13 protein-coding genes are annotated in these 23,794 nt (G+C 66.4%); 5 read left to right on the forward strand and 8 right to left on the reverse strand.

What is annotated here, in order from left to right; genetic code table 11:
• The first annotated feature begins 90 nt into the window (after nucleotides 1-90).
• The gene (locus QFZ54_RS09625; protein ID WP_307086695.1) at nucleotides 91-3,084 is read left to right on the forward strand and encodes a TonB-dependent receptor plug domain-containing protein; all 2,994 of its coding nucleotides are present in this window, start codon (nucleotides 91-93) and stop codon (nucleotides 3,082-3,084) included.
• A gap of 45 nt (nucleotides 3,085-3,129) precedes the next feature.
• On the opposite strand, the gene QFZ54_RS09630 is transcribed toward QFZ54_RS09625, so the two are convergent.
• The 5 genes from QFZ54_RS09630 to QFZ54_RS09650 form a co-directional block, all read right to left on the reverse strand.
• Complete coding sequence (locus tag QFZ54_RS09630; protein WP_307086697.1) at nucleotides 3,130-4,176, reverse strand: SMP-30/gluconolactonase/LRE family protein; 1,047 nt, start codon at nucleotides 4,174-4,176, stop codon at nucleotides 3,130-3,132.
• A gap of 321 nt (nucleotides 4,177-4,497) precedes the next feature.
• Nucleotides 4,498-5,910: a glucuronate isomerase gene (uxaC, locus tag QFZ54_RS09635; RefSeq protein WP_307086698.1), complete on the reverse strand. Its 1,413-nt coding sequence runs from the start codon at nucleotides 5,908-5,910 to the stop codon at nucleotides 4,498-4,500.
• Entirely contained in the window at nucleotides 5,907-7,196 is a 1,290-nt protein-coding gene (locus QFZ54_RS09640) for an MFS transporter (RefSeq protein ID WP_307089358.1), read from the reverse strand. Before QFZ54_RS09640 ends, uxaC begins: the two co-directional genes overlap by 4 nt.
• Nucleotides 7,190-8,401, reverse strand: coding sequence for a D-mannonate dehydratase ManD (gene manD / locus QFZ54_RS09645; protein WP_307086701.1), 1,212 nt, complete (start codon nucleotides 8,399-8,401; stop codon nucleotides 7,190-7,192). Before manD ends, QFZ54_RS09640 begins: the two co-directional genes overlap by 7 nt.
• A 10-nt stretch (nucleotides 8,402-8,411) precedes the next feature.
• Nucleotides 8,412-10,781 (reverse strand): glycoside hydrolase family 3 N-terminal domain-containing protein, encoded by a 2,370-nt coding sequence (locus QFZ54_RS09650; protein ID WP_307089360.1) that lies wholly within the window; start codon nucleotides 10,779-10,781, stop codon nucleotides 8,412-8,414.
• A gap of 154 nt (nucleotides 10,782-10,935) precedes the next feature.
• Between QFZ54_RS09650 and QFZ54_RS09655 the strand changes: the two genes are divergently transcribed.
• A complete protein-coding gene (locus tag QFZ54_RS09655; protein ID WP_307086703.1) occupies nucleotides 10,936-13,059 on the forward strand; it encodes an alpha-glucuronidase family glycosyl hydrolase in 2,124 nt (707 codons plus the stop codon).
• A 46-nt stretch (nucleotides 13,060-13,105) separates the two neighbouring features.
• A complete protein-coding gene (locus QFZ54_RS09660; protein ID WP_307086705.1) occupies nucleotides 13,106-15,241 on the forward strand; it encodes a GDSL-type esterase/lipase family protein in 2,136 nt (711 codons plus the stop codon).
• 44 nt (nucleotides 15,242-15,285) lie between these two features.
• Here QFZ54_RS09660 and ppdK read toward each other — a convergent pair whose 3' ends face one another.
• From ppdK to QFZ54_RS09675, 3 genes are all read right to left on the reverse strand, one after another.
• Nucleotides 15,286-17,949, reverse strand: coding sequence for a pyruvate, phosphate dikinase (gene ppdK, locus QFZ54_RS09665; RefSeq protein ID WP_307086706.1), 2,664 nt, complete (start codon nucleotides 17,947-17,949; stop codon nucleotides 15,286-15,288).
• Between the two features lie 92 nt (nucleotides 17,950-18,041).
• On the reverse strand, nucleotides 18,042-20,537 hold the full coding sequence (gene glyS, locus QFZ54_RS09670) for a glycine--tRNA ligase subunit beta (protein ID WP_307086708.1): 2,496 nt from the start codon (nucleotides 20,535-20,537) through the stop codon (nucleotides 18,042-18,044).
• A 186-nt stretch (nucleotides 20,538-20,723) separates the two neighbouring features.
• Nucleotides 20,724-21,563, reverse strand: a complete 840-nt coding sequence (locus tag QFZ54_RS09675) for a glycine--tRNA ligase subunit alpha (protein ID WP_093398883.1) — start codon at nucleotides 21,561-21,563, stop codon at nucleotides 20,724-20,726.
• Nucleotides 21,564-21,777: 214 nt separating this feature from the next.
• Between QFZ54_RS09675 and QFZ54_RS09680 the strand changes: the two genes are divergently transcribed.
• Both QFZ54_RS09680 and QFZ54_RS09685 read left to right on the forward strand, forming a co-directional pair.
• Nucleotides 21,778-22,644 carry a TraB/GumN family protein gene (locus QFZ54_RS09680; protein WP_307089362.1) on the forward strand — a complete coding sequence of 289 codons (867 nt, stop codon included), beginning with the start codon at nucleotides 21,778-21,780 and terminating at the stop codon, nucleotides 22,642-22,644.
• A gap of 252 nt (nucleotides 22,645-22,896) precedes the next feature.
• Nucleotides 22,897-23,595 (forward strand): 50S ribosomal protein L25/general stress protein Ctc, encoded by a 699-nt coding sequence (locus tag QFZ54_RS09685; RefSeq protein WP_307086710.1) that lies wholly within the window; start codon nucleotides 22,897-22,899, stop codon nucleotides 23,593-23,595.
• Nucleotides 23,596-23,794: the final 199 nt, after the last annotated feature.

Consider the following 23,794-nt stretch of genomic DNA (forward strand, 5'->3'; position numbering starts at 1 on the left):
ACGCGCTACGTGCAACTAGGGGACGGACGGATGCAAAAGGTTACGCGCGGTCGGCGATCAGTCGGATCTTTCAATGTTAACGCAACCAGCATGATCGTGCTGGCAACCGCGTTGCTCTGCGCACCTGCCGCAGCCCAAACCGCAACCCCGCAGTCCGACCTGCCCGCCTCGACCCAATCGGCCGATCCGGCAGCGCCCCCGCAGACGCTGACGCCGCAGACCGCCGCCGACGACCAGGGCGCGACGGAGAAGGACATCGTCGTCACGGGTTCGCGCATCACGTCGAGCGGTTTCAACGCGCCGACGCCGACGACTGTGATCGGCGAGGACCAGATCCTCAAGAACGCGCAGCCCAATATCTTCAACGCGATCGCGCAGTTGCCGTCGCTGCAGGGATCGACCGGCGCCTCCACCGGGACGTTCAGCACGTCGAGCGGCACGCAGGGGCTCAGTTCCTTCTCGCTGCGTGGCCTCGGCCCCATCCGTACGCTGACCCTGCTCGACGGCCAGCGCGTCGTCGGTGCGAACGTCTCCGGCGTGCCCGACATCAGCATGTTCCCACAGCTGCTGATCAAGCGCGTCGACGTTGTGACGGGTGGCGCATCGGCCTCCTATGGTTCCGACGCGGTCGGCGGCGTGGTCAACTTCATCACCGACACGCGCTTCAAGGGGTTCAAGGCGAACATCCAAGGCGGCATCACCAATTACGGCGACGACAAGCAGGCGCTGGTCCAGGCCGCGTTCGGCACGTCGTTGTTCGGCGACCGCCTGCACCTGATCGTCAGCGGCGAATATGACGACGAAGACGGCGTTGGCCCGGGCGATTTCGGCACCGACCTCGCCAAGGGTCGCGACTGGTACCGCGCCACCACGCTCGTCAACACCGGTCAGACGAACAACGGCCTGCCGCAGTTCAACTACCGCGACTATGCCCAACCCTATCAATATGCGCGCTACGGCCTGATCAACAACGGGCCGTTACAGGGCATCGCCTTCGACCAGAGCGGCGCGCCATATAATTTCAACTATGGTTCGAACGGTCGTCCGACCGGCACGGGCGGCGTCACGAATTGCTTCCCCGCCAACAGCTTCTGCGTCGGCGGCGACCTGTCGGGCGCGCCGGGTTCGGGCGCATCGCTGAAGTCCTCGCTGGAGCGGCTCAACGGGTTCGGGCGGATCGGCTTCGATTTCGCCCCGGACAACGAGGCTTATGTGACGGTCAACCTTGCGCAGGTGAAGACCAGCAACCAGCCGAGCCCGGGATACAACCGCCCGAACCTGACCGTGCAGTGCGCCAATCCCTTCCTGCCGCAACTGGTGCGGGATCGCTGCGCGACGGCGATCAACCCCGCCACCGGGACCCCGGGAATCACGCAGTTCGGCTTCGGTAGCAGCAACGGCAACTTCCCCGATCCACTGGTCCAGACGGACCGTCGCCAATACCGCTTCGTCGGCGGGCTGAAGGGCAAGTTCGAGATCGGCAGCACGCCCTGGACCTACGACGCCTATTACGAACACGGCATCACGCTGGCGGCGATCGACGTCGAGAATACCGTGCTTCAGAACCGCTACGTCGCCGCGACCAACGCGATCACGCTGAACGGGGCGATCGTCTGCGCCGATCCGGTCGCGCGCGCCGCCGGATGTCAGCCGATCAACATCTTCGGCGGCGCGGTGCCGTCGGCATCGGCGCTTGCCTATGTCACGCCCGCCAATGGGCCGCTCCAGCGCACCAAGCTGACGCAGGACGTCGCCAGCCTCAACTTCTCGGGCGAGCCGCTCAACCTGTGGGCCGGGCCGCTGTCGGTCGCGTTCGGTGGCGAATATCGTCGTGAATTCTACCGCGTCCACGGCGATCCCTATGGTGCGGGCGTCACCGCACTCAGCCCCAACAGCGCCGCCTATCCCGCCGATCCGCTGTTGAATTCGGCGCTGGGCAGCAACTGGGCAGCGGGCAACTACAAGAACGGCCGCGGCAAGTACGAGGTGTACGAGGGCTTTCTCGAGCTCAACCTGCCCTTGTTCAACAGCGAGGCGATCGGCCGCGCCAACCTCAACGGCGCGGGCCGCGTGACGCATTACAGCACGTCGGGCACGGTCTGGGCCTGGAAGGCGGGCGGTACCTGGGACACGCCGCTGGACGGCATCCGGTTGCGCGCCGTCACGTCGCGCGACGTCCGTGCGCCGAACCTGTCCGAACTGTTCGCGGCACCGACCGTCACCACGCTGCCGAACTTCACCAATCCCTTTTCCGGCAGCGGTGTGCAGGCGTTCCAGAACACCGTCGGCAACCCCGATCTGAAGCCGGAAATCGCGCGCAATACCGAGGTCGGCATCGTCCTGTCGCATCCCTCATGGGCGCCGGGTCTCGGCCTGTCGTTCGACTACTACAAGATCAAGCTCGACGGAGTGGTCTCGACACTGTCGCCCGACCAGATCGTCCGCTTCTGCTTCGAGGGCAACCAGGCGTTCTGCGGCGGCTTCGTGCTGAACAGCCCCACCCAGGGCGGCAATTTCATCAACGTCCAGCCGTTCAATCTCGCGTCGTGGAAGACCAGCGGGTTCGACATCGAGGCGAGCTATCAGTGGAAGAAGCCGCTCGGCATTCCCGGCAACTTCACGCTCCGCGTGCTGGGCACGCATGTGAAGGAGTTCCTCGTCGATGCCGGGATCGCCAACGTCGACGTGGTCGACCAGGCCGGGGCCAACAACGGCAACACGCCGGACTGGAAATGGCTGGCGACGCAAAGCTACGACAACGAGCTCTTCAGCATCAACCTGCAGGAGCGCTGGTTCTCGGACGGCGTCTTCGGCAACCAATATGTGGTCTGCACCACCGGCTGCCCGGTCTCGACCGCCAACCACCCGACCATCGACTACAACAAGATGAAGGGCGCGTTCTACGTCGACCTCGGGGGATCGGTTAACGTCACCAAGCAGGTCAGCATGTTCTTCAAGGTCGACAATCTGTTCGATCACGATCCAGCGCCCGCGCCGCAGACCAATACCGGCCTCGACGTGAACCCCGCGCTGTACGACACGCTCGGCCGTATCTACCGCCTGGGCGTCCGCGCCCGGTTCTGATCGGCGGCTCCCCCGGTAGCGATCGCTACCGGGGAAGAGCAGGGTTCAGCCTTGCCATCCCGCACGGAGCGGCAGGCGCAGGACGCGGTCGTTGGCGGTCATATACAGCGCCCGCCCGCGCTCCCCGAACGCGCAGTTGGCGATCGGCGCACCGGTCGTCACCAGCGCGAGCGGCTCCGCATCGGGGGTCATGACCATCATGCCGCCGGGCACCGAGCATATCAGTGTCCCATCGCGCGCGACCTTCATGCCGTCGGGCAACCCCGCCCCGCCCCGCGCCTTCATCGCCTTGGCATCGAGCAGGACCCGGGCATTGCGCACGCCCTTGGCATCGAGGTCGTAGACCATGATCCGCGGCGCGGTTTCGTCCGACACCGACACGTAGAGCCGCGTCTCGTCGGGCGACAGCGCGATGCCGTTCGGTCGCGTCAGGCTTCCCTCGAGCAGTTCGACCGTGCCGCCCGGCCGCAGTCGATACACGCCGTTCACCGCCAGTTCCTTCAACGGCGACGTATCGCCTTCGGTCAGGCCGTAGGGCGGATCGGTGAAATACAGCGTACCGTCGCGCGCGACATGCATGTCGTTCGGGCTGTTGAACCGCTTTCCCTGATAGCGGTCGACCACCACTTCGCGCCGCCGCGTGACCAGATCGACGCGATCGATCGACCGCCCGCCACTGTTGGCGACCAGCAGCTTGCCCGCTCGATCGAGCGTCAGTCCGTTCGCACCCGGTTCTCGGATCAGCTTCGGATCGGTCCCGCCCACGCCCGACGGATCGAGGAACGGTACGGCCAGGCCACCCTTGCGCCAGCGACGAACGATGTTGGCCGGTGGATCGGAGAACAGCAGATACTGTCCGGCTTCGACCCACACCGGCCCCTCCGCCCACCGAATGCCCGTCGCGATCGTCTCGATCCGCGTGCCCGGCACGACCATGCGGTCGAATGCCGGCGACAGTTTCTGGATGCGCGGCTCGGGCGGCGTTGCCGCGACGCCCGCGCCGAAAGCCGGGGCGGCGGCCATCGCCACCGCGCCGAACAGGACTTCACGACGTCCCGGCCGGAAGGGGGCGACTGCGCGATGCTCAAACATTGGTGGGGCGATCGATGCGCGGGTCGTGATGCGTCGGTTGAACCGCGGCCTGTCCGGCCATGCTTGTGTTCATATCGTCCAGACCCTTTGTTTGCGCGGCGTTTCATTGGGACGCGAATTGATACCTGGAGTTGGGCAGCGACAAAATCTCCCCCCTCCCTGAAAGGGAGGGGTCGGGGGTGGGTCGGTTTCCGTATCTTCAGACGCTTGCGACCAAAGCGGGCCTACCCACCCCCGGCCCCTCCCCTTCAGGGAGGGGGGAATGTCAGCCGCGGGTGGGGCTGCGCCGACTCCGGGGGCAGGCTCATGCTTCTAGCCCTGTCACAGCCGGTACGCCTGCTTGACCAGGTCATAGGCCAGCGCACGGGCGACTTCGTGCGCTTCGTCCTCTTCGAGCCGGTGTTCGGCGACGAGCTTGGCGAGGAACGCGCAGTCCATTCGGCGCGCGACGTCGTGGCGCGCGGGGATCGACAGGAAGGCGCGGGTGTCGTCGTTGAAGCCGACCGTGTTGTAGAAGCCGGCGGCCTCGGTCGCGCGTTCGCGGAAGCGGCGCATGCCCTCCGGGCTGTCGTGGAACCACCAGGGCGGGCCGAGCCGGAGCGACGGGTAATGGCCGGCGAGCGGGGCGAGTTCGCGGGAGTAGGTGTCCTCGTCTAGGGTGAAGAGGATCAGGGTGAGCGCGGGGTTATTGCCGAACCGGTCGAGCAGTGGCTTCAGCGCGCGGACGAACTCGCCGGGGAGCGGGATGTCGCCGCCCTTGTCGCGGCCGAAGCGGGCGAGCACCGAGGCGTTGTGGCTGCGGGAGACGGCAGGGTGAAGCTGCATCACCATGCCGTCCTCGACCGACATCGCCGCCATCTCTGTGAGCATCTGTGCGCGGAAGAGTTCGGACTCAGCGGCGGTCGGTTGGGCCATCACGCGCGCATAGAGTGCTTCCGCTTCGGAGGGTGTCAGATCCGCGGTCGCCGCCGAGGGGTGGCCGTGATCGGTCGAAGTGGCACCGGCATCGCGAAAGCGAGCGCGGTGGAAACGGTGCGCGGCGAGATAGCCAGCATAGCTGCCGACATCCTCGTTCGCGGTCTCGCCGAAGCGGCGGACGTTGGCGGCGAAGCCCGGCGTCTCGGGGTCGACGACCGGGTCGGGGCGATAGGCGGTGACGACGCGGCCATTCCAGTCGCTCGCGCGGATCGCGGCATGGTGCTCGAGCGGGTCGAGCGGGCTTTCGGTGGTCGCGATCAGTTCGATGCCGAACCGGTCGAACAGCGCGCGCGGGCGGAAGGCTGGCGTCTTCAACGCGGCGTCGATCGTGTCGTAATACAGGTCCGCGGTCGCGGGTTCGAGGCGGACGTCGATCCCGAATGCCTCGGCGAACACCCAGTCGAGCCACATCCGCGACGGCGTGCCGCGGAACAGGGGGTAGTTCTCCGCAAAGATGCGCCAGATTTTCCGCGGATCGGCTTCCGTGGTGCTGCCATCGACCGTCGGCACCCCGAGCGCGTCGAGCGGCACGCCTTGGCTGTAGAGCATCCGGAAGACGTAGTGATCGGGGACGATCAACAGCGAGGCGGGATTGCTGAACGCCTCGTCCTTCGCGAACCATGCCGGGTCGGTATGGCCGTGCGGACTGACGATCGGCAGGTCCTTGACGCCCGCATGCAGTGCGCGGGCGATGTCGCGGGTACGGCCGTCGCTGGGGAACAGGCGGTCGGGGTGAAGGCGTAGCGGATGGGTCATGCGAGGCGTTCCGGATCGACGGGGGTATAATGCGGTACGAGCAGGTGGATAACCAATAACGCGACGAAATAGGCGCATCCGGCGACCACGAAGATCGGACCATAGCTGCCGACGCCGGCGAGGATAGTGCCCGCGAACTTGGCCATCAGCATGCCGCCGAATGCGCCCGCCAGCCCGCCGAGACCGATCACCGACCCGCCCATGCCGCGCGGGAACAGGTCGCCGGGGATCGCGTACACGTTGGCGGAGAAGCCCTGATGGCAGGCGCACGCCAAGCCGATCGCCGCGACCGCCCACCAGAGGCCGGGTGCCTGCGCGGCGAAGATGATCGGCAGGGCGAACAGTGCGCAGGCGAACAACGCGGTCTTTCGTGCGCGGTTCGGAGTCGCCCCCTTCGCCAGCAGCCGCGACGAGAACCAGCCGCCTGCGATCGATCCGACATCGGCGAGCACGTACACGGCGACCAGCGGCGGTCCGAAATCGAGCATCTTTACGCCGTATTGCCGATTGAAGAAATCAGGCAGCCAGAAGAGGAAGGTCCACCACACCGGATCGATCAGGAAGCGGCCGAGCATGTACGCCCAGGTCTGTCGCAGGCGCAGCAGCGTGCGCCAGCGGACCGGCTTCGCAGCGGGCACCGGATCGGCCTCGATCCAGGCCAGTTCCTCAGGCGTGACGCGCGGATGCTTGCGCGGCGTGCGGTAAAAGGCGAGCCAGGCGACCAGCCAGAGCACGGTCAGCGCGCCGGTCGCGATGAATGCCATCCGCCAGCCGAACGTCACCGCGATGACCGGCACGATCAACGGCGTGAGGATAGCGCCGACGTTCGAGCCCGCGTTGAAGATGCCGATCGCGAGCGCACGTTCGCGTTGCGGAAACCATTCGTTCGCCGCGGCGAGTGCGGCGGGGAATGCCCCTGCCTCGCCGATCGCGAGCGGGATGCGCGCGAAGATCATCATCCCGGCGCTGGTGAACAGCGCATGCGCGACATGACCGATCGTCCACAACGTCACCGCGACCGCATAGCCGATCTTCGCCCCCACACGGTCGACGAACCGGCCGAACAGCACATAGGCAATGCCGTACGCGGCCTGGAACGCGATCGCGAGATCGGCATAACCCTGCTCGCTCCAGTTGTAGCGTGCCTGGAGTTCAGGCTTGAGCACCGGCAATACGAGGCGGTCGATATAGCTGAGCGCGACGGCGGCGAACAAAAGCGCGCAGACGATCCACCGCACTTTGCCGCGCGGTTTTTCGGTCGCTGGAGTAGCGGCCCCGGTCACCAGTTGCACAGCGTGCCATCCTCGAGACGCGCGACCGGGAGATAGGCGCGCTTGTAGTCATAGGTCGCGGCGAGATCCTCGTCGATGTCGACGCCTAGCCCCGGCGCCTCGCCCGGATGCATCATGCCGTCGTCGAAGCTGTACGCGTGCGGGAATACCGCATCGGTCTCGTCGGTGTGCGGCATATGCTCCTGCACGCCGAAATTGGGCACCGACAGCCCGAAGTGCAGCGCCGCGGCCATCGCCACCGGCGACAGGTCGGTCGCGCCGTGGCACCCGGTACGAATCTGATACAGGTCGGCGAACGAGGCGATCCGGCGCAGGTGCGTGATGCCGCCGGCATGCACGACGGTCGCGCGAATATAGTCGATCAGCTGGTTCTGGATCAGGTCCTTGGCGTCCCAGATCGAGTTGAATACCTCGCCGACCGCGATCGGCGTCGTGGTGTGGTGGCGGATCAGCTTGAACGCCTCCTGGTTCTCGGCGGGCGTCGGGTCCTCGATCCAGAAGAGGTTATACGGCTCGAGCGCCTTGCCGAGCCGCCCCGCCTCGATCGGGGTCAGCCGGTGGTGGATGTCGTGGAGCAGGTGCACGTCCCAGCCCATCGCCTCGCGCGCGGCCTTGAACAGTTCGGGGACGACGCGGAGGTATTTCTCGGTCGACCAGACGCTTTCGCTCGGCAGGTCGGCATCGGCGGGCTCGTATCGTGCGCCGTGCTTGGCGACGCCGTAGGTCGAGGCGAGCCCCGGTACGCCGCATTGCAGCCGGATCGCCTTGTAACCCTTCGCCTGTTCGGCCTTCGCGACGGCGATCGTGTCCTCGATCGTGGTGCCGTTGGCGTGCGCGTAGACCATGCACGCATCGCGCGCCGCGCCGCCGAGCAACTGGTACACCGGCATGCCCGCGAGCTTGCCCTTGATGTCCCAGAGCGCGGTGTCGACCGCAGCGATCGCCGCCATCGTCACCGGGCCGCGCCGCCAATACGCGCCCTTGTAGAGATACTGCCAGACGTCCTCGATCCGGTGGGCGTCGCGGCCGATCAGGCACGGCACGACGTGATCGGTCAAATAGCTCGCGACGCTGAGTTCACGGCCGTTGAGCGTGGCGTCGCCGAGCCCGGTGGTGCCGTCGTCGCACTCGATCTTCAACGTGACGAAATTGCGTCCCGGACAGGTGACGATGACGCGGGCGGAAACGATCTTGGGCATCGAAGGTCCTTCAGGCGATTTCGAGGATGGCGGTTTTGAGCTGTGCCGAACTTGGCCCGGCCATGATGGTGAACAGGCCGGGCTCGACGACCTCGCGCATGTCGACGTCCCACAATGCGAACGCGTCGGGGCCGAGCGTGAAGCGCAGCGTCCGCCGCTCGCCGGGTGCGAGCGTCACGCGTTCGAAGCCCTTCAGCTCCATCACCGGCCGCGCCACCGACGACACCTGGTCACGGACATAGAGCTGCACGACCTCGTCGCCGGCGCGTTGCCCGACATTGGTAACGTCGACCTCGACCCCGACGCTGCCGGCGATGCCGATCTTCGCCGCCGACAGCCGCGGTGCGCTAACCTCGAAGCGCGTGTAGCTGAGGCCGTGCCCGAACGGGAACAACGGGGCCGTCTCCGCGAACAGATAGCCGCGCTGGGTCGAGGGCTTGCGGTTGTAATAGAACGGCACCTGGCCGACTTCGCGCACCACGGTCACGGGCAGCTTTGCGCCCGGATTGATCCGCCCGAACAAAGCCTCGGCCATCGCCGTGCCACCCTCCTGCCCCGGATACCAGCATTCGAGGACCGCGTTCGCCTTCACGATCACGCCCGGCCAGCTCGGTGGGCGGCCGTTGATTGCGGCGATGACGATCGGCTTACCCAGCGCATGCAGCGCGTCGAACAGCGCGTTCTGCTCGCCCAGCAGATCGAGCGTGGTGCGATCACCGAGATGGTTCTTCGAGAAGCCCTCGCGGCTGGTCTGCTCGGTATCGCCGATCGCGAGGATGATCGTATCGACCCCGCGCGCGACCTCGACCGCCTCGGCGATCAGCGCGCGGTTCTTGACGGGATCGCCGAGCAGCACCTCGTCCTGCGACCGGTCCTCGCTCTGGGTGATGAACACGCCCTGCGCATGGACGATCGTCGCTGCGTTCCCCACGAGCGCACGCACGCCGTCGAGCAGCGACACCGTCTGGCGGGGCGGTGCGGAATAACCGCCGAGCCGCGCGATCGTCGCATTGGGCCCGATCACCGCGATCTTGCCCTTCGGCGCGAGCGGCAGCGTGCCGTCGTTCGTGAGCAGGCACATCGATTTGCGCGCGGCCTCCAACGCGACGCCGCGTGCTTCCGCATTGCCGGTCAGGCGAGCGGCGGCGCGGGGATCGACCGCCGATTCCTCGAACAGACCTGCACGGAACTTCAACGCCAGCATTCGCGCGCAGGCGGCGTCGACCGCTGCGATCGGTACCGTCCCCGCCCGTACTTGCGCGGGCAATGTCCGGAAGGCGATCCCGTCCGGCAGCGCGCTGTCCACGCCCGCCTCCAGCGCCAGTTTCGCCGCCCCGCCCAGGTCGCGCGCGATGTGATGGATCGTGTCGAGTTCCTCGATCGCGCCGTAATCGCTGACGATCGCGCCCGAAAATCCCCATTCGCCGCGCAGCACGTCGCCGAGCAGCCAGCGGTTCGCATGGCTCGGCACGCCGTCGATCTCGTTATAGGACGGCATCACAGCGCCGATCCCGGTGCGCGTCACGACCGCGCGGAACGGCGGGAAGAAACTCTCGCGCAGTTCGCGCTCGCCGATCGGTGCGGGGCCGATATTGTTGCCCGCCTGTGGCTGGCCGTGGCCGGTCATGTGCTTCAAAGTCGCGAAGACCTTGCCCGGCGCGAGGGTGGTGCTGTCGCCCTGCAGGCCCTCGACCGCGGCGACGCCCATTTCGCCGCAGAGATAGGGATCCTCGCCGAACGTCTCCTCGATCCGGCCCCAGCGCGGGTCGCGCGCGATGTCGACGACCGGCGACAAGGAGAGGTGACTGCCGTGCGCGCGCACCTCGCGCCCGATGATCACCTGTGCGCGGCGCATCAGGTCGCGGTCGAACGCGCCGGCCATGCCGATCGCCTGCGGGAACATCGTCGCGTCGGGGGCCATGTAGCCGTGCAGTGATTCCTCGTGGAAGATCACCGGGATGCCGAGGCGGGTGCCGCGTGCCCAGCGCTGGACCGCGTTGACGAAGGCGATCGTCGAGGCCGTTCCGCGCCACGCCGCTCCGGTGCCGCCGGCGACGGCGGCGATCGATGGACCGCCGCGCTTGTCCGACGGCCGTGTGACCTGCCCGAAGCCCGCCGGATACGCGGCAGTTGCGCGCGCCGGGTCGAAATCGAGCCCGCCCGGCGTCATCACATCCGCCTTGGTCGCCCACAGTGAAATGGTCTGGCCAACTTTTTCCTCCAGCGTCATTCTGGCCATCAGGTCGCGGACACGAAGATCGACCGGCGCGCGTGCGTCTTGGTAGATCGGTGCCGCCGCCGCGGCCTGCGCGATGCCTGGAACAAGCCCTGCGATCGAGACCGAGCCGAGCAAGCCGAAAAGGTCGCGTCGCGTCGGCATGATGGTCGGCGCGATCGTTGCTGTCTTCGTACCGGCCAAGATTGTCTCCTAATGTGAAACGCGGCATTGCTGTCGAAGCCGTCGTCGTGATAGCGATAACATGGCTGATCATCCGCGATCCTGTCAATGTAGCGCGGAACGGCGGGAGAGGATTATGACGAAATTCGATCGATGGATCGGTAAGTTCGCACTGCTGTTCGGAGCAGTGATTGGTTTGACCGGACCGGCGCACGCCGAGGATGGCTATGACCTCTGGCTGCGATATCACGCGCCGGCGACGGCAAGTGCGCGCGGTGTCCCGACGGTCGAGACACGGGGCGATACGCCTACGCTCCGCGTGGCGGCAGAGGAACTGCGGCGCGGCGCGGGGCTGTTCGGGACGAGCATGCCGCCCATCGTGCTGGCCACCGCGAGCGATCGCGACGTCGCGGCGCTCCGCTTACCACTGGCCGCGCTCGGCGACGAAGGATACCGCGTCGGACAAGTCACGATCGGCGGCCGCCGCACACTCCTGGTCACCGCGAACACCGATCGTGGTGTCCTGTACGGCAGCTTCGCGCTGCTGCGGCACCTCCAGACCGGTGGCAGCCTCGACCGCATCGACCTGACATCGACGCCGCGCGTGAAACTGCGCGTGCTGAACCATTGGGACAATCTGGATGGCGTGGTCGAGCGCGGCTATGCCGGCGTCTCGCTATGGGATTGGTGGACGCTCCCCGATTTCCGCGACCCGCGCTACACCGATTACGCGCGCGCCAACGCGTCGCTCGGGATCAACGGCACGGTCCTCAACAACGTCAACGCGAAGGCCGACAGCCTGACCGCGCCGTATATCGCGAAGGCCGCGGCGCTCGCCGACGTGTTCCGGCCGTACGGGATCAAGGTGTACCTTTCCGCGCGATTCTCGGCCCCGATCGAGATCGGTGGCCTGAAGACCGCCGACCCGCTCGACCCGCAGGTTGCGGCGTGGTGGAAGGCGAAGACCGACGAGATCTATCGCAGCATTCCGGACTTCGGGGGCTTCCTGGTCAAGGCGAACAGCGAGGGCCAGCCGGGACCGCGCGACTATCACCGCAGCCACGCCGACGGCGCCAACATGCTCGCCGCCGCGGTTGCGCCGCATGGCGGGATCGTGATGTGGCGCGCGTTCGTCTATGCCGAGACCGATCCGGACGACCGCGCGAAACAAGCCTATACCGAGTTCAAGCCGCTCGATGGGACGTTCGCCAAGAACGTCATCGTCCAGGTCAAGAACGGCGCGATCGACTTCCAGCCGCGCGAGCCGTTCCACCCGCTGTTCGGGGCGATGCCTAAGACGCCGTTGATGATCGAATTCCAGATCACCAAGGAGTATCTCGGCTTCGCGACGCACCTTGCCTATCTCGGGCCGATGTTCGCCGAGACGCTGGCGAGCGAGACGATGCAGAAGCCCGGCGAGACCGTCGCCAAGGTCGTCGACGGGTCGGTCGAGGGTCATAATCTGACGGGCATGGCGGGTGTCGCCAATATCGGGCGCGATCGCGACTGGGCCGGCTCTACGTTCAACCAGGCGAACTGGTACGCGTTCGGTCGAATGGCGTGGGATCCGACTTTGGGCGCCGCGCCGGTCGCGCGTGAATGGGCCGCGATGACCTTCGCGCCCTCTGCCAAGATCGTAGATCCGGTCGTCGCTATGATGATGGGATCGCGCGAGGCGGTGGTGGATTACATGACCCCGCTCGGCCTGTCGCACGTCATGGCGACGGGGCATCATTATGGCCCGGCGCCGTGGGTGTCGGACCTCAAGCGCCCCGAATGGAACCCGGTCTATTACCACCGCGCCGACAAGGGCGGGATCGGCTTCGATCGGACGAAGACCGGGAGCAACGCGGTCGCGCAATATGCACCCGGCCTTGCTCGCAAGCTGGCTGCCCCCGCGACGACGCCGGAGCGCGAGTTGTTGTGGTTCCACCATGTGCCGTGGACGTACCGGACGGCCTCGGGTCGATCGGTGTGGGCGGAGATGGTCCATGATTACGACGCCGGCGTCGGCTATGTGGCCGGCATGCGTCGGCAGTGGGACGGGTTGAAGACCGAGGTCGATGCCGAGCGCTGGACGAAGACCGCGACGTATCTGGCGGTCCAGGAGCGCGAAGCACGCTGGTGGCGCGATGCGAGCCTTGCCTATTGGATGTCCGTCAACGGCCTGCCGCTGCCGGCCGGAGCCGCGGCACCTGCGCATGACCTGGCATGGTACAAGGCGCAGCGCTTTCCGTACGCGCCCGGCAACCCGCAATAAGAACGGCGCGGAACAGCGCCGACACCATGAGAGAGGATAGGACGCGATGATGAGACGGTGGCCGGTAGCGCTGGTGTTGGGCGCTCTGATCGTGACGGGCGCGGGCACGCGGGACACGGCGCCCGCACGAGACGCGCATTGGATCGCGACATGGGGATCGTCGCAGATGATCGCCGAGGGGGACAATGCGCTCCCCGCCGATCGTGCCGGCGCGATCACGCTGCGGCAGGTGGTGCGGGTTTCGGCCGGCGGTGAGCACGTACGCATCCGGCTCTCCAACGCGTTCGGCACGCGGCCGCTAGCGATCGGCGGGGCGCACCTTGCCCGGCCGATCGCTCCCGGTACGCCGCGGATCGAAGGCGGCGCCCGGCTGACCTTCTCGGGGCGCAGCGACGCGGTGATCCCGGCCGGCGCGGAGATCTATAGCGACCCGGTCGCGTTCCCCGTCGCGGCGGGTGCCGATCTCGCGATCAGCCTCTATTTGCCGGACGCTGCCAGCCCGCAGACCGGCCATCCCGGCTCGCGCGCGACGAGTTTCACGCTGGCCGGCAACGCAGTGACGGACGCGACTCTGGCGGGCGCGACGCCGACGACGCACTGGTATGCGATCGCGGATGTCGAGGTCGCTGCCGCGCCGACGGCGGGTACGATCGTCGCGATCGGCGACTCGATCACCGACGGCTACGGCGTGAAGCCCGAGCGCAACACCCGCTGGACCGACGTGCTTGCGCAGAGGCTTCGTGGAACGACGGCGACGCGCGCGATCGGTGTGGTCAATGCGGGGATCGGCGGCAACCGCGTTCTGCTCGACGGGCTTGGTCCCAATATGGTCGCGCGGTTCGACCGCGACGTCGTTGCACGCAGCGGCGTGCGCTGGGCGATCGTGCTGGAGGGGGTGAACGATCTGGGCGTGCTGACCCGCGAGGCCCCAGCGACCCCCGCACAACATGCCGCGATCGTTGCGCAAGTCACTGCCGGCTTCTCGCAGATCGTCGCGCGGGCGCATGCTCACGGGATCAAGGTGATCGGCGGGACCGTGATGCCGTTCGGCGGCAATACCTATTATCACCCCACGGCGGAGAACGAGGCGGATCGACAGGCCGTCAACAGCTACATCCGCAGTTCGGGCGTGTTCGATGCCGTCATCGATTTCGACAAGGTGATGCGGGATCCGGCGCATCCCGATCGGCTGTCCCCCGCGTATGATTCGGGGGATCACCTGCACCCGTCGGAGGCTGGCTATAAGGCGATGGGCGAGGCCGTACCGTTGAACATGTTCGGCGGTTCGCGCACGTCTGTTGGGTCGCGGTCGGTGATCGGGGTTGCGGCCCCTGTGCCGGTCGGTCCTGGCGGGGACAAGGGGCCTGCCATCGCGATTACGTTCGACGATATTCCGGCGCATGGTCCGCTCGTGCCGGGGCAGACGCGGGTCGATGTGATCGGGGCGATTACCGAGGCGCTGGCCGCGGCGAAGGCGCCGGCGTTCGGGTTTCTGAATGCGGGTTTCGGGCTGGATGCGCCGGACGATGCTGCGAAGGCGATCGCCGCTTGGCGCGCTGCCGGACTGCCGCTCGGCAATCACACCTATTCGCATGCCAATCTCGATACGGTGGGCGCGGCGGCGTTTGCGGCCGATGTCGGGCGGAACGAGGCGCCGCTCGCCGCCGCTGCGAAGGGGACCGACTGGCACTGGTTTCGGTATCCGTTCCTTTCGGAGGGCAGTTCGCCAGCGGTTCGCGACGCGGCGCGTGCCGACCTGAGGGCTCGGGGGTACCGGGCTGCGGCGGTGACGATGAGTTTCAACGATTTCAGCTGGAACCCGGTCTATGCCGCCTGCTCGGTCAAGCGGGACGGCGGGGCGATCGCCAGGCTGGAAGCTAGCTTTCTCGGCGATGCACGGGCTGCTGCGTTGGCAGCACGGGCGCGGGCCAAGGCTCAGGTGGGACGGGATATTCCCTATGTCCTGCTGATGCATGTCGGGGCGTTCGATGCGCGGATGTTACCGAAACTGCTCGCGCTGTACCGCGAGATGGGGTTCCGTTTCGTGACGCTGCCCGACGCCGAAGCCGATCCCTATTACGCGCCGGCAGTCGACCTTTCGCTGCCGGGACCGACGCCGTCGCTCGCCGGCCCGCCTGCCCTGCCCGCGCTGGCCGGTCCGCCGACGGGCCTGTGTAGCTGATTGCCGCCCCTCTCTCCCGCGGATCGGGAGAGAAGGGTTTCACGTCACTTCTCGTTGAGTGCCGCCTGCGCCGCTGCGAGCCGGGCGATCGGGACGCGGTAGGGGCTGGCCGATACGTAATCGAGGCCGACCTTCTCGCAGAACGCGATGCTGGCCGGGTCGCCGCCATGCTCGCCGCAGATGCCGAGCTTGATGCCCGCCCGCGTCTTGCGACCACGTTCCGCCGCGATCTCGATCAGTTCGCCGACGCCCTCGACGTCGATGCTGACGAACGGGTCTTTCGCGTAGATGCCCTGCTCGACATAGGCGCCGAGGAAGCGCGAGGCGTCGTCGCGGCTGACGCCCAAAGTCGTCTGCGTCAGGTCGTTGGTGCCGAACGAGAAGAACTCGCCGACTTCCGCGATCTCGCCGGCGCGGAGGGCTGCGCGGGGGAGTTCGATCATGGTGCCTACGAGATACTCGATCGTGCGGCCCTTTTCGGCGAACACGGCCTGCGCGGCCTTGTCGACGACCGCCTTCATCAGCTCCAGCTCGCGGCGGGTGGCGACCAGCGGGATCATGACTTCGGGGATCGGGGCTGCGCCGGACTTCTCCGCGACATCAACCGCCGCCTCGAAGATGGCCCTAGCCTGCATCTCGTAGATTTCGGGGTAGGTCACGCCGAGACGGCAGCCTCGATGGCCGAGCATCGGGTTGAACTCGTGCAACTCCGCCGCGCGACGCTTCAGGGTGTCGACATCGACGCCCGCTGCGGTCGCGACTTCGGCGAACTCGGATTCCTCGTGGGGGAGGAATTCGTGGAGCGGCGGATCGAGCAGGCGGATCGTCACCGGGAGCCCCGCCATCACCTCGAGGATTTCGGTGAAGTCCTTGCGCTGTTCGGGGAGCAGCTTTTCGAGCGCTGCGCGACGGCCCTTCTCGTCCGACGCCAGGATCATCTGGCGGACGTTGGTGATGCGGCTGCTTTCGAAGAACATGTGCTCGGTGCGGCACAGGCCGACGCCCTCGGCGCCGAACTCGCGCGCGACGCGGCAATCTTCCGGCGTCTCGGCATTGGCGCGAACCTTCAGGCGGCGGACCTCGTCGGCCCACACCATCAGGGTCGCGAAATCGCCCGACAGCTCGGGCTGCACGGTCGCGACCGCGCCGATCATCACTTCGCCGGTGGTGCCGTCGATGGTGAGCAGGTCGCCCTCCTTCACCTCGCGGCCGCCGCAGCGCATGATCTTCGCCTTGGCGTCGATGGAGAGCGTGCCGGCGCCGGAAACGCAGGGACGCCCCATGCCGCGGGCGACGACGGCGGCGTGCGAGGTCATCCCGCCGCGTGCGGTGAGGATGCCCTTCGCCGCGTGCATGCCGTGGATGTCGTCGGGCGAGGTCTCGGTCCGGACGAGGATCACGGCGACGCCATCGGCGGCCTTCTTCTCGGCGGCATCGGCGTCGAACACGACCGCGCCCGATGCGGCACCCGGCGATGCGGGGAGGCCCTTGGTCAGGACGTCGCGGTGCGCTTTCGGATCGAGCGTCGGGTGAAGCAGCTGGTCGAGTGCCATCGGCTCGACGCGCAGGATCGCCTCCTCGCGGGTGATGAGACCCTCGTTCGCCATGTCGACGGCGATCTTCAGCGCGGCCTTGGCGGTACGCTTGCCGGCGCGGGTCTGGAGCATCCAGAGCTTCGTCTTTTCGACCGTGAACTCGATGTCCTGCATGTCGCGGTAGTGGTTTTCGAGCGTGTCGAACACGTCGGCGAGCTGGTGATAGACCTCGGGCATCGCCTCTTCCATCGACGAGGCCTTGGCGCCGGCGTCTTCGCGCGCGGTCTTGGTGAGATATTGCGGGGTACGGATGCCTGCGACGACGTCCTCGCCCTGTGCATTGATCAGGAATTCGCCGTAATAGGCGCGGTCGCCCTTGGACGGGTCGCGCGTGAACGCGACGCCGGTCGCCGAGGTGTCGCCCATGTTGCCGAACACCATCGCCTGGATGTTGACCGCGGTACCCCAGCCGCCGGGGATGTCGTTGAGCCGGCGATAAACCTTCGCCCGCTCCGACTGCCACGAGCCGAAGACGGCACCGACCGCGCCCCAGAGCTGGTCGTGGACGTCCTGCGGGAAGGGCTTGCCCCAGAGCTTCTCGACGAGGCCCTTATATTCCGCGACGAGTTTGCGCAGGTCGTCGGCCGAGAGTTCGGTGTCGAGCGTGAAGCCCTGGTCTTCCTTGGCGATCTCCAGCGCTTCCTCGAACGCGCCGTGATCGAGTTCGAGGACGACGTCGGCGTACATCTGGATGAAGCGGCGATAGCTGTCCCAGGCGAAGCGCGCGTCCTCGGACTTGGCGGCGAGGCCTTCGACGGTCTGGTCGTTGAGGCCGAGGTTGAGGACGGTGTCCATCATTCCTGGCATCGAGGCGCGGGCGCCGGAGCGGACCGAGACGAGCAGCGGGTCGGCGGGGTCGCCGAATTTCTTGCCCGTGACGCCCTCGATGTGGGCGAGGCCGGTGGCGACCTCGTCGCGCAGGCTTTGCGGGAACTGGCCGCCCTCGTCGTAATAGACCGCGCAGAAATCGGTCGAGATGGTGAAGCCCGGCGGGACCGGCAGGCCGATCGACGCCATCTCGGCGAGGTTCGCGCCCTTGCCGCCGAGCAGGTTCTTGTCGCCCTTGCCGCCATCCGAAACACCGCCGCCGAAGCGGTACACATATTGGGTCATGGTCGGTCCTCTAAGTGCCTGTTTTCATTAGCAGGGCAAAAGTGAAGTATAGGAAGTATAGACGCTGGGAGCCGTCTCCACTTCCCCTCCAGTCAGCCCTCGATCTTCGAAAAATCTGCGACGTTGTGCACTGCGGCGCGGACTCGCTCAAGTAGCGCGAGGCGGGCGGAGCGCTTGGCGGGATCGGGATCGTTGACGATAACGCTATCAAAGAACGCGTCGATCGGCGCGCGGAGCGAGGCGAGCGCGGCCATTGCCGCGGCGAAATCCTCGCGCGCGATGGCGGCGGTGGCGCGGGGTTCGGCGGAGTCCAGCGCTGTCATCAGCGCGGTCTCTGCTGGTTCGGGCGTGTAGGACAGCATCTTCTCTTCGCCCCTCCCTGGAAGGAAGGGGTTGGGGTGAGGGGCTGTTCCGGGCGTTGCACTGCTTGGCAGCCCCTCACCCCTACCCTCTCCCCGGAGGGGAGAGGGAGCAGAAGGGGCTTCCTTCTTCAGGATGTTGGCGGCGCGCTTGTAGCCCGCGAGCAGGTTCGTGCCGTCCTCGGTGGTGACGAACGCCTGGAGCGCGTGGACGCGCGCGAGCAGGCGGACGAGATCGTCCTCGCCCCCGAGCGCGAACACCGCGTCGATGAGGTCGTGACGGACGCCGGCTTCGCGTTGTTGGACCGAGAGCCTTTCCCCAAAAAACGGAACAATCTCTTGTTGCTTCATATCCGCGAAGGCGAACACTGCTGCGGGTACTTGGTCTTCGGACAGGCGCGCAGTCAGAACGCTCTCTAGACTCCCTCCCCTCAAACCTTCCGTTTGAATGTTGTGTTGGGATGCCAAGGAAAAGAACGCTGCCATCCGGTCATCCGAGATTTCGTCCACGCGACGCGCACCAGCCAGCAACCGATTCCACCAAAACACACCGTGCTGGGTAAGGGCCTGAATCAGAGCGCGACGGAAGCCAAGTCGCAGTTGATTGACAGTAATGATGCGAATGACACCAAGCGCCGCTCGACGGAGAGCAAAAGGATCCTTCGAGCCTGTCGGCTTCTCGTTAATCCCGAAGAAGCCAGCGATCGTATCCAGCTTGTCCGCCAAGCTCACCGCGACCGTTACCGGGTCGGTGGGGACGTCGTCGCCTTGGCCGACCGGCTTGTAGTGGTCGCGGATGGCGGTGGCGACGGATGGGTGCTCGCCCTGCGCGGCGGCGTAGTAGCCGCCCATCAGGCCTTGTAGCTCGGGGAACTCTCCGACCATGCCGGTGACGAGGTCTGCTTTTGCGAGGCGGGCTGCTTCGTATGCAAGGGTGGCGAGGTCTTCTCTCCCCTCCCGCTCGCGGGAGGGGTCGGGGGTGGGCTCGCGCTCTCCTGCCCGTGTGGCGTTGGTGGGGAGCGCGAGCCCACCCCCCGGCCCCCTCCCGCTTGCGGGAGGGGGGGCAGAAGTTACGATGCCCTCTTCTATCAGCCACCGCGCCAGCTTCGCGACGCGGTCTACCTTGTCGGCGACCGTGCCGAGCTTCTCGTGGAAGACGATCTGACTGAGTTTCGGGGAAAACTCTTCAAGCTTTTTCCTGCGCAGAATTTCAGTTCGCGCCGCGTCAGCGAAAACGAACTGATCTTCTTCCCAGAAGAACTTCGCGTCCGACAAGCGGGCGGCGAGGACCTTACGGTTGCCCTCGACGATGCTCGCGCCGCCGTCTTTCGCGTCGATGTTAGCGGTACAGACGAACGCGTTCGCCAATTTTCCGTCCGACCCGCGGCAGACGAAATATTTCTGGTTTACGCGCGCCGTGAGCTGAATCACCTCGGGCGGGACGTCGAGAAACGCGGGGTCGAACTGGCCGAGCAGGGGAATCGGCCATTCCGTCAGGCCGGCATTCTCGGCGACGAGGCCCTCGTCCTCGATCAGTTCGAGCCCGGCCTGGGCTGCGGCTTCGCGGGCGTGGTCGCGGATCAGCGTGGCGCGTTCGTCGTGGTCGACGATGACGTGGCAGGCGCGCAGCTTCTCGACATAGTCGTGCGCGCCGCCGATCGTGATCTGGTACGGGTGGTGGAAGCGGTGGCCGAGCGTGGCGGCGCCGCTGGCGATGCCGGCGATCTCGAACGGCACGATCTCTTCGCCGAGCAGCGCGACGATGCCTTGCAGCGGGCGGACCCAGCGGAGCGATTCGGTGCTGGCCGACGCATCGCCCCAGCGCATCGACTTGGGCCACGGGAACGCGCGGACGATCGCGGGGATGGCGTCGGCGAGCACGGCGGCGGTGGCGCGGCCGGGCTTTTCGGTGACCGCGAAGAGCGTGCCGTTGCGGTCTATCAGTTGCTCGCGGGTTAGGCCGGTCTTGCGGAGGAAGCCTTCGAGAGCCTGGGGGGGAGCGGAGGTCTTGGGGCCCTTGGTTTCCTCGGAGACGGCGGCGGTCTCTAGCGGCAGGTCGCGCGCGATCAGCGTCAGGCGGCGCGGGGTCGCGTAGGTGACGATGGCGCTGGTGGCGATGCCGGCTTTGGCGAGCTCGGCGGTGAACAGCCTGGCGAGGTCTTCCCGCGCCTTGGACTGCATCCGGGCGGGGATTTCTTCGGAGCGGAGTTCGAGAAGGAAGTCGGTCATATCTTCACCTCCCCTCCCGCAAGCGGGAGGGGATCGAGGGGTGGGCGCCCGGCCCGTACATGCGCAGCATTTGCGTGGAACGTGGCGTGGCGGTGGGGAGCGTCATGGCTGGCGTATCGATGGTGGTGAGCGCGTGCCCACCCCTCGGTCCCCTCCCGCTTGCGGGAGGGGAGGAAGGATGAGGCATCATGCCGCCCATCCGTGCTTGTCCATCCAGGCTGCGCAGGCGCCCTTCGCCAAGTCTCGGACGCGGCCCATATAGGCTTGGCGTTCGGCTACCGAGATTACGCCTCGGGCTTGCAACAGGTTGAAGATGTGGCTGGCTTTGATCGCCTGCTCGTAGGCTGGGATCGGGAGCTTGGCGGCTAGCGAGTTCTCGCATTCGGCTACGTGCTTGCGGAACTGGTCGAAGAGCGAGTCCGTGTCGGCGATCTCGAAGTTCCACTTCGACATCTCCTGCTCGTTCTCCAGGAACACGTCGCCGTACGTCACCCCGGCATCGTTGAACGCGAGGTCGTACACCGAGTCCTTGTCCTGGATGTACATCGCGAGGCGCTCGAGCCCGTAGGTGAGTTCGCCCGCGACGGGCTTCATGTCGAAGCCGCCCATCTGCTGGAAATAGGTGAACTGAGTCACCTCCATGCCGTCGCACCAGACTTCCCAGCCTAGCCCCCAGGCGCCGAGCGTTGGCGACTCCCAGTCGTCCTCGACGAAGCGGATGTCGTGCTTCAGCATGTCGATGCCGATCGCCGCGAGCGACCCCAGGTAGAGTTCCTGGAGGTTGGCGGGGCTCGGCTTCAGGATGACCTGATACTGGTAGTAATGCTGGAGCCGGTTGGGGTTCTCGCCGTAGCGGCCGTCGGTCGGGCGGCGGCACGGTTGCACGAACGCGGCGTTCCACGGCTTGGGGCCGAGCGCGCGGAGCGTCGTGGCGGTGTGGAAGGTGCCCGCGCCCATTTCCATGTCGTAGGGCTGCAGGATCAGGCACCCGTGTTCGCTCCAGTAATCGTGGAGCGTGAGGATCATGCGCTGGAAGCTGAGAGGCTTTTTCACGGGCTGGGTCACGGGCTGGGTCACGGGCTGGGTCACGGGCTGGGCTTTGGCTGATGGGGGTGCGGGAGGCAAGTGGTGCGTTGCGGTCTGCGCTCCTACATGGGGGCGAACTCACGGTAAGGATGCCCTCCCCTTGAAGCTGTTCTCGAAGATCGCGTCGTTCCGATCCGCCTTGTCTGCGCTGGCGATGGCGTTCGCTCTGCCCGCCTGTGCGCAGGTTGCGCCAAAGCCCGTGCAGACCGCGAACGATGCCGATCCGGCACTGTGGGTGGTGAAGGACAAGGACACGACGATCTACCTGTTCGGGACGATCCATGTGTTGAAGCCCGGCATGACGTGGTTCGACGAGGCGGTGAAGACCGCGTTCGATCGGTCGCAGCAGGTGGTGCTGGAACTGGTGATGCCGGATCCGGCCAAGATGCAGTCGCTGGTGATGGCGACGGGCGTGTCTAAGGATGGACCAACGCTGACCGAGCAGCTGCCGGCGGACAAGCGCGCGGCGTATGCGAAGGCGGTGACCGATCTGGGGCTGCCGGCGAATGCGTTCGATCGGTTCAAGCCGTGGCTGGCGGCGACCAACCTGTCGATCGCGCCGCTGTCCAAGCTGGGATATGATGCGGCGAACGGGCCGGAGCAGGTGATTACGGCGGCGGCGAAGGCTGCGGGGAAGCCGGTTACGGGGCTGGAGACGGCGGAGCAGCAGCTGGGGTATTTCGGGGGGCTTTCGCAGACCGCGCAGATGCAGTTTCTGGGGAGCACGATCGACGAGTTGCCTAAGTTGGAGACGACGATGGCGACTATGGTGGATGAATGGGCGAAGGGTGATCCCGAGGCTTTGGCGCGCGAGATGAACGATAGTTTGAAGGACTCGCCGGAGGTGGCGAAGGTGTTGCTGGTGGATCGCAATGCGCGCTGGGCCGAGTGGGTCGCGAACCGGATGAAGTCGCCGGGGACTGTGTTTGTTGCGGTTGGGGCGGGGCATTTGGCTGGGGCCGATAGTGTGCAGGCGCAGTTGGCTAAGCTTGGGGTGAAGGCGGAGCGGGTGAAGTATTGAGGTGATGAACCCCTCTCCCTTCGGGGAGAGGGGGGGCCCGCTGCGAAGCAGTGGGAGGGCGAGGGCACGGGTCCGCCACAAGCACGTGCCCTCACCCTTCCGGCGCAAGCGCGCCTCCCTCCCTCTCCCCCGAGGGGAGAGGGGTAGAATTGCTTTTCCCCCTTATCTCAGCTATGCGCCCGCGCTTCCGGTCCATGGTCATCCCTGGAGGCGTGGGCGGGAAGGACAACAAACGAGTTTCGGAGAATATCGATGAGCGACCAGTTGACGCTCGCAGCCGAGACGCGTGACCGGGTTGGCAAGGGAGCCTCCCGGGCGCTGCGTCGTGATGGCCGCGTGCCTGCCGTGATCTACGGCCTGAATCAGGAACCCACCTCGGTTCACCTCGAGGAAAAGGCGCTGATGAAAGCGCTGATGACCGGCCACTTCATGAATTCCGTCGTGATGGTCAACGGCGTGCGTACGCTGCCGAAGGACGTCTCGTTCCACCCGGTTTCGGATCGCCCGATCCATGTCGACTTCCTGCGCATCGGCGAGCATTCGACCGTGACGGTCGCCGTGCCGATCGTGTTCACCGACGAGGACGACGCACCGGGCATCAAGAAGGGCAAGGGCGTCCTCAACATCACGCGCCACGAGGTCGAACTGGTCGTCGACGCTTCGGACATCCCGAGCGAGATCACGATTTCGCTCGCCGGTCTGGAGATCGGTGATTCGATCCACATCAGCGACGTCAAGCTGCCCAAGGGCGCGACGCCCGCGATCGACGACCGCGACTTCGCGATCGCCACGATCGTGCCGCCGACCGTCCCGACCGTCGAGGACGAAGAGCTCGAGGCCGAGGTTGCCGAAGCACAGGCTGCCGAGGCTGCTGCCGAGGAAGAGACCCCGGTCGAGCCGAACGACGATAACAACGACGACGACAAGATCACGCCGCAGAAGAAGGACTGAGGGTTCAGCCCTTCGTCTTAGGATGATCTGGCGGGCGGGAAAGCTAGGGCTTTCCCGCCCGTTTCGTTTTATATCACATCCGTCCGACCAATGCCGCCCCGCCCCCGTCATCCCCGCGTAGGCGGGGAACCAGACCCTCGGACTTCAGCTATGGAAGCGCGAGGCTAGCCAGTATGGGTTCCCGCCTCCGCGGGAATGA

Origin of the sequence: Sphingomonas faeni, assembly GCF_030817315.1 — a bacterium.
In the GTDB taxonomy this organism is placed as follows: Bacteria; Pseudomonadota; Alphaproteobacteria; order Sphingomonadales; family Sphingomonadaceae; genus Sphingomonas; species Sphingomonas faeni_C.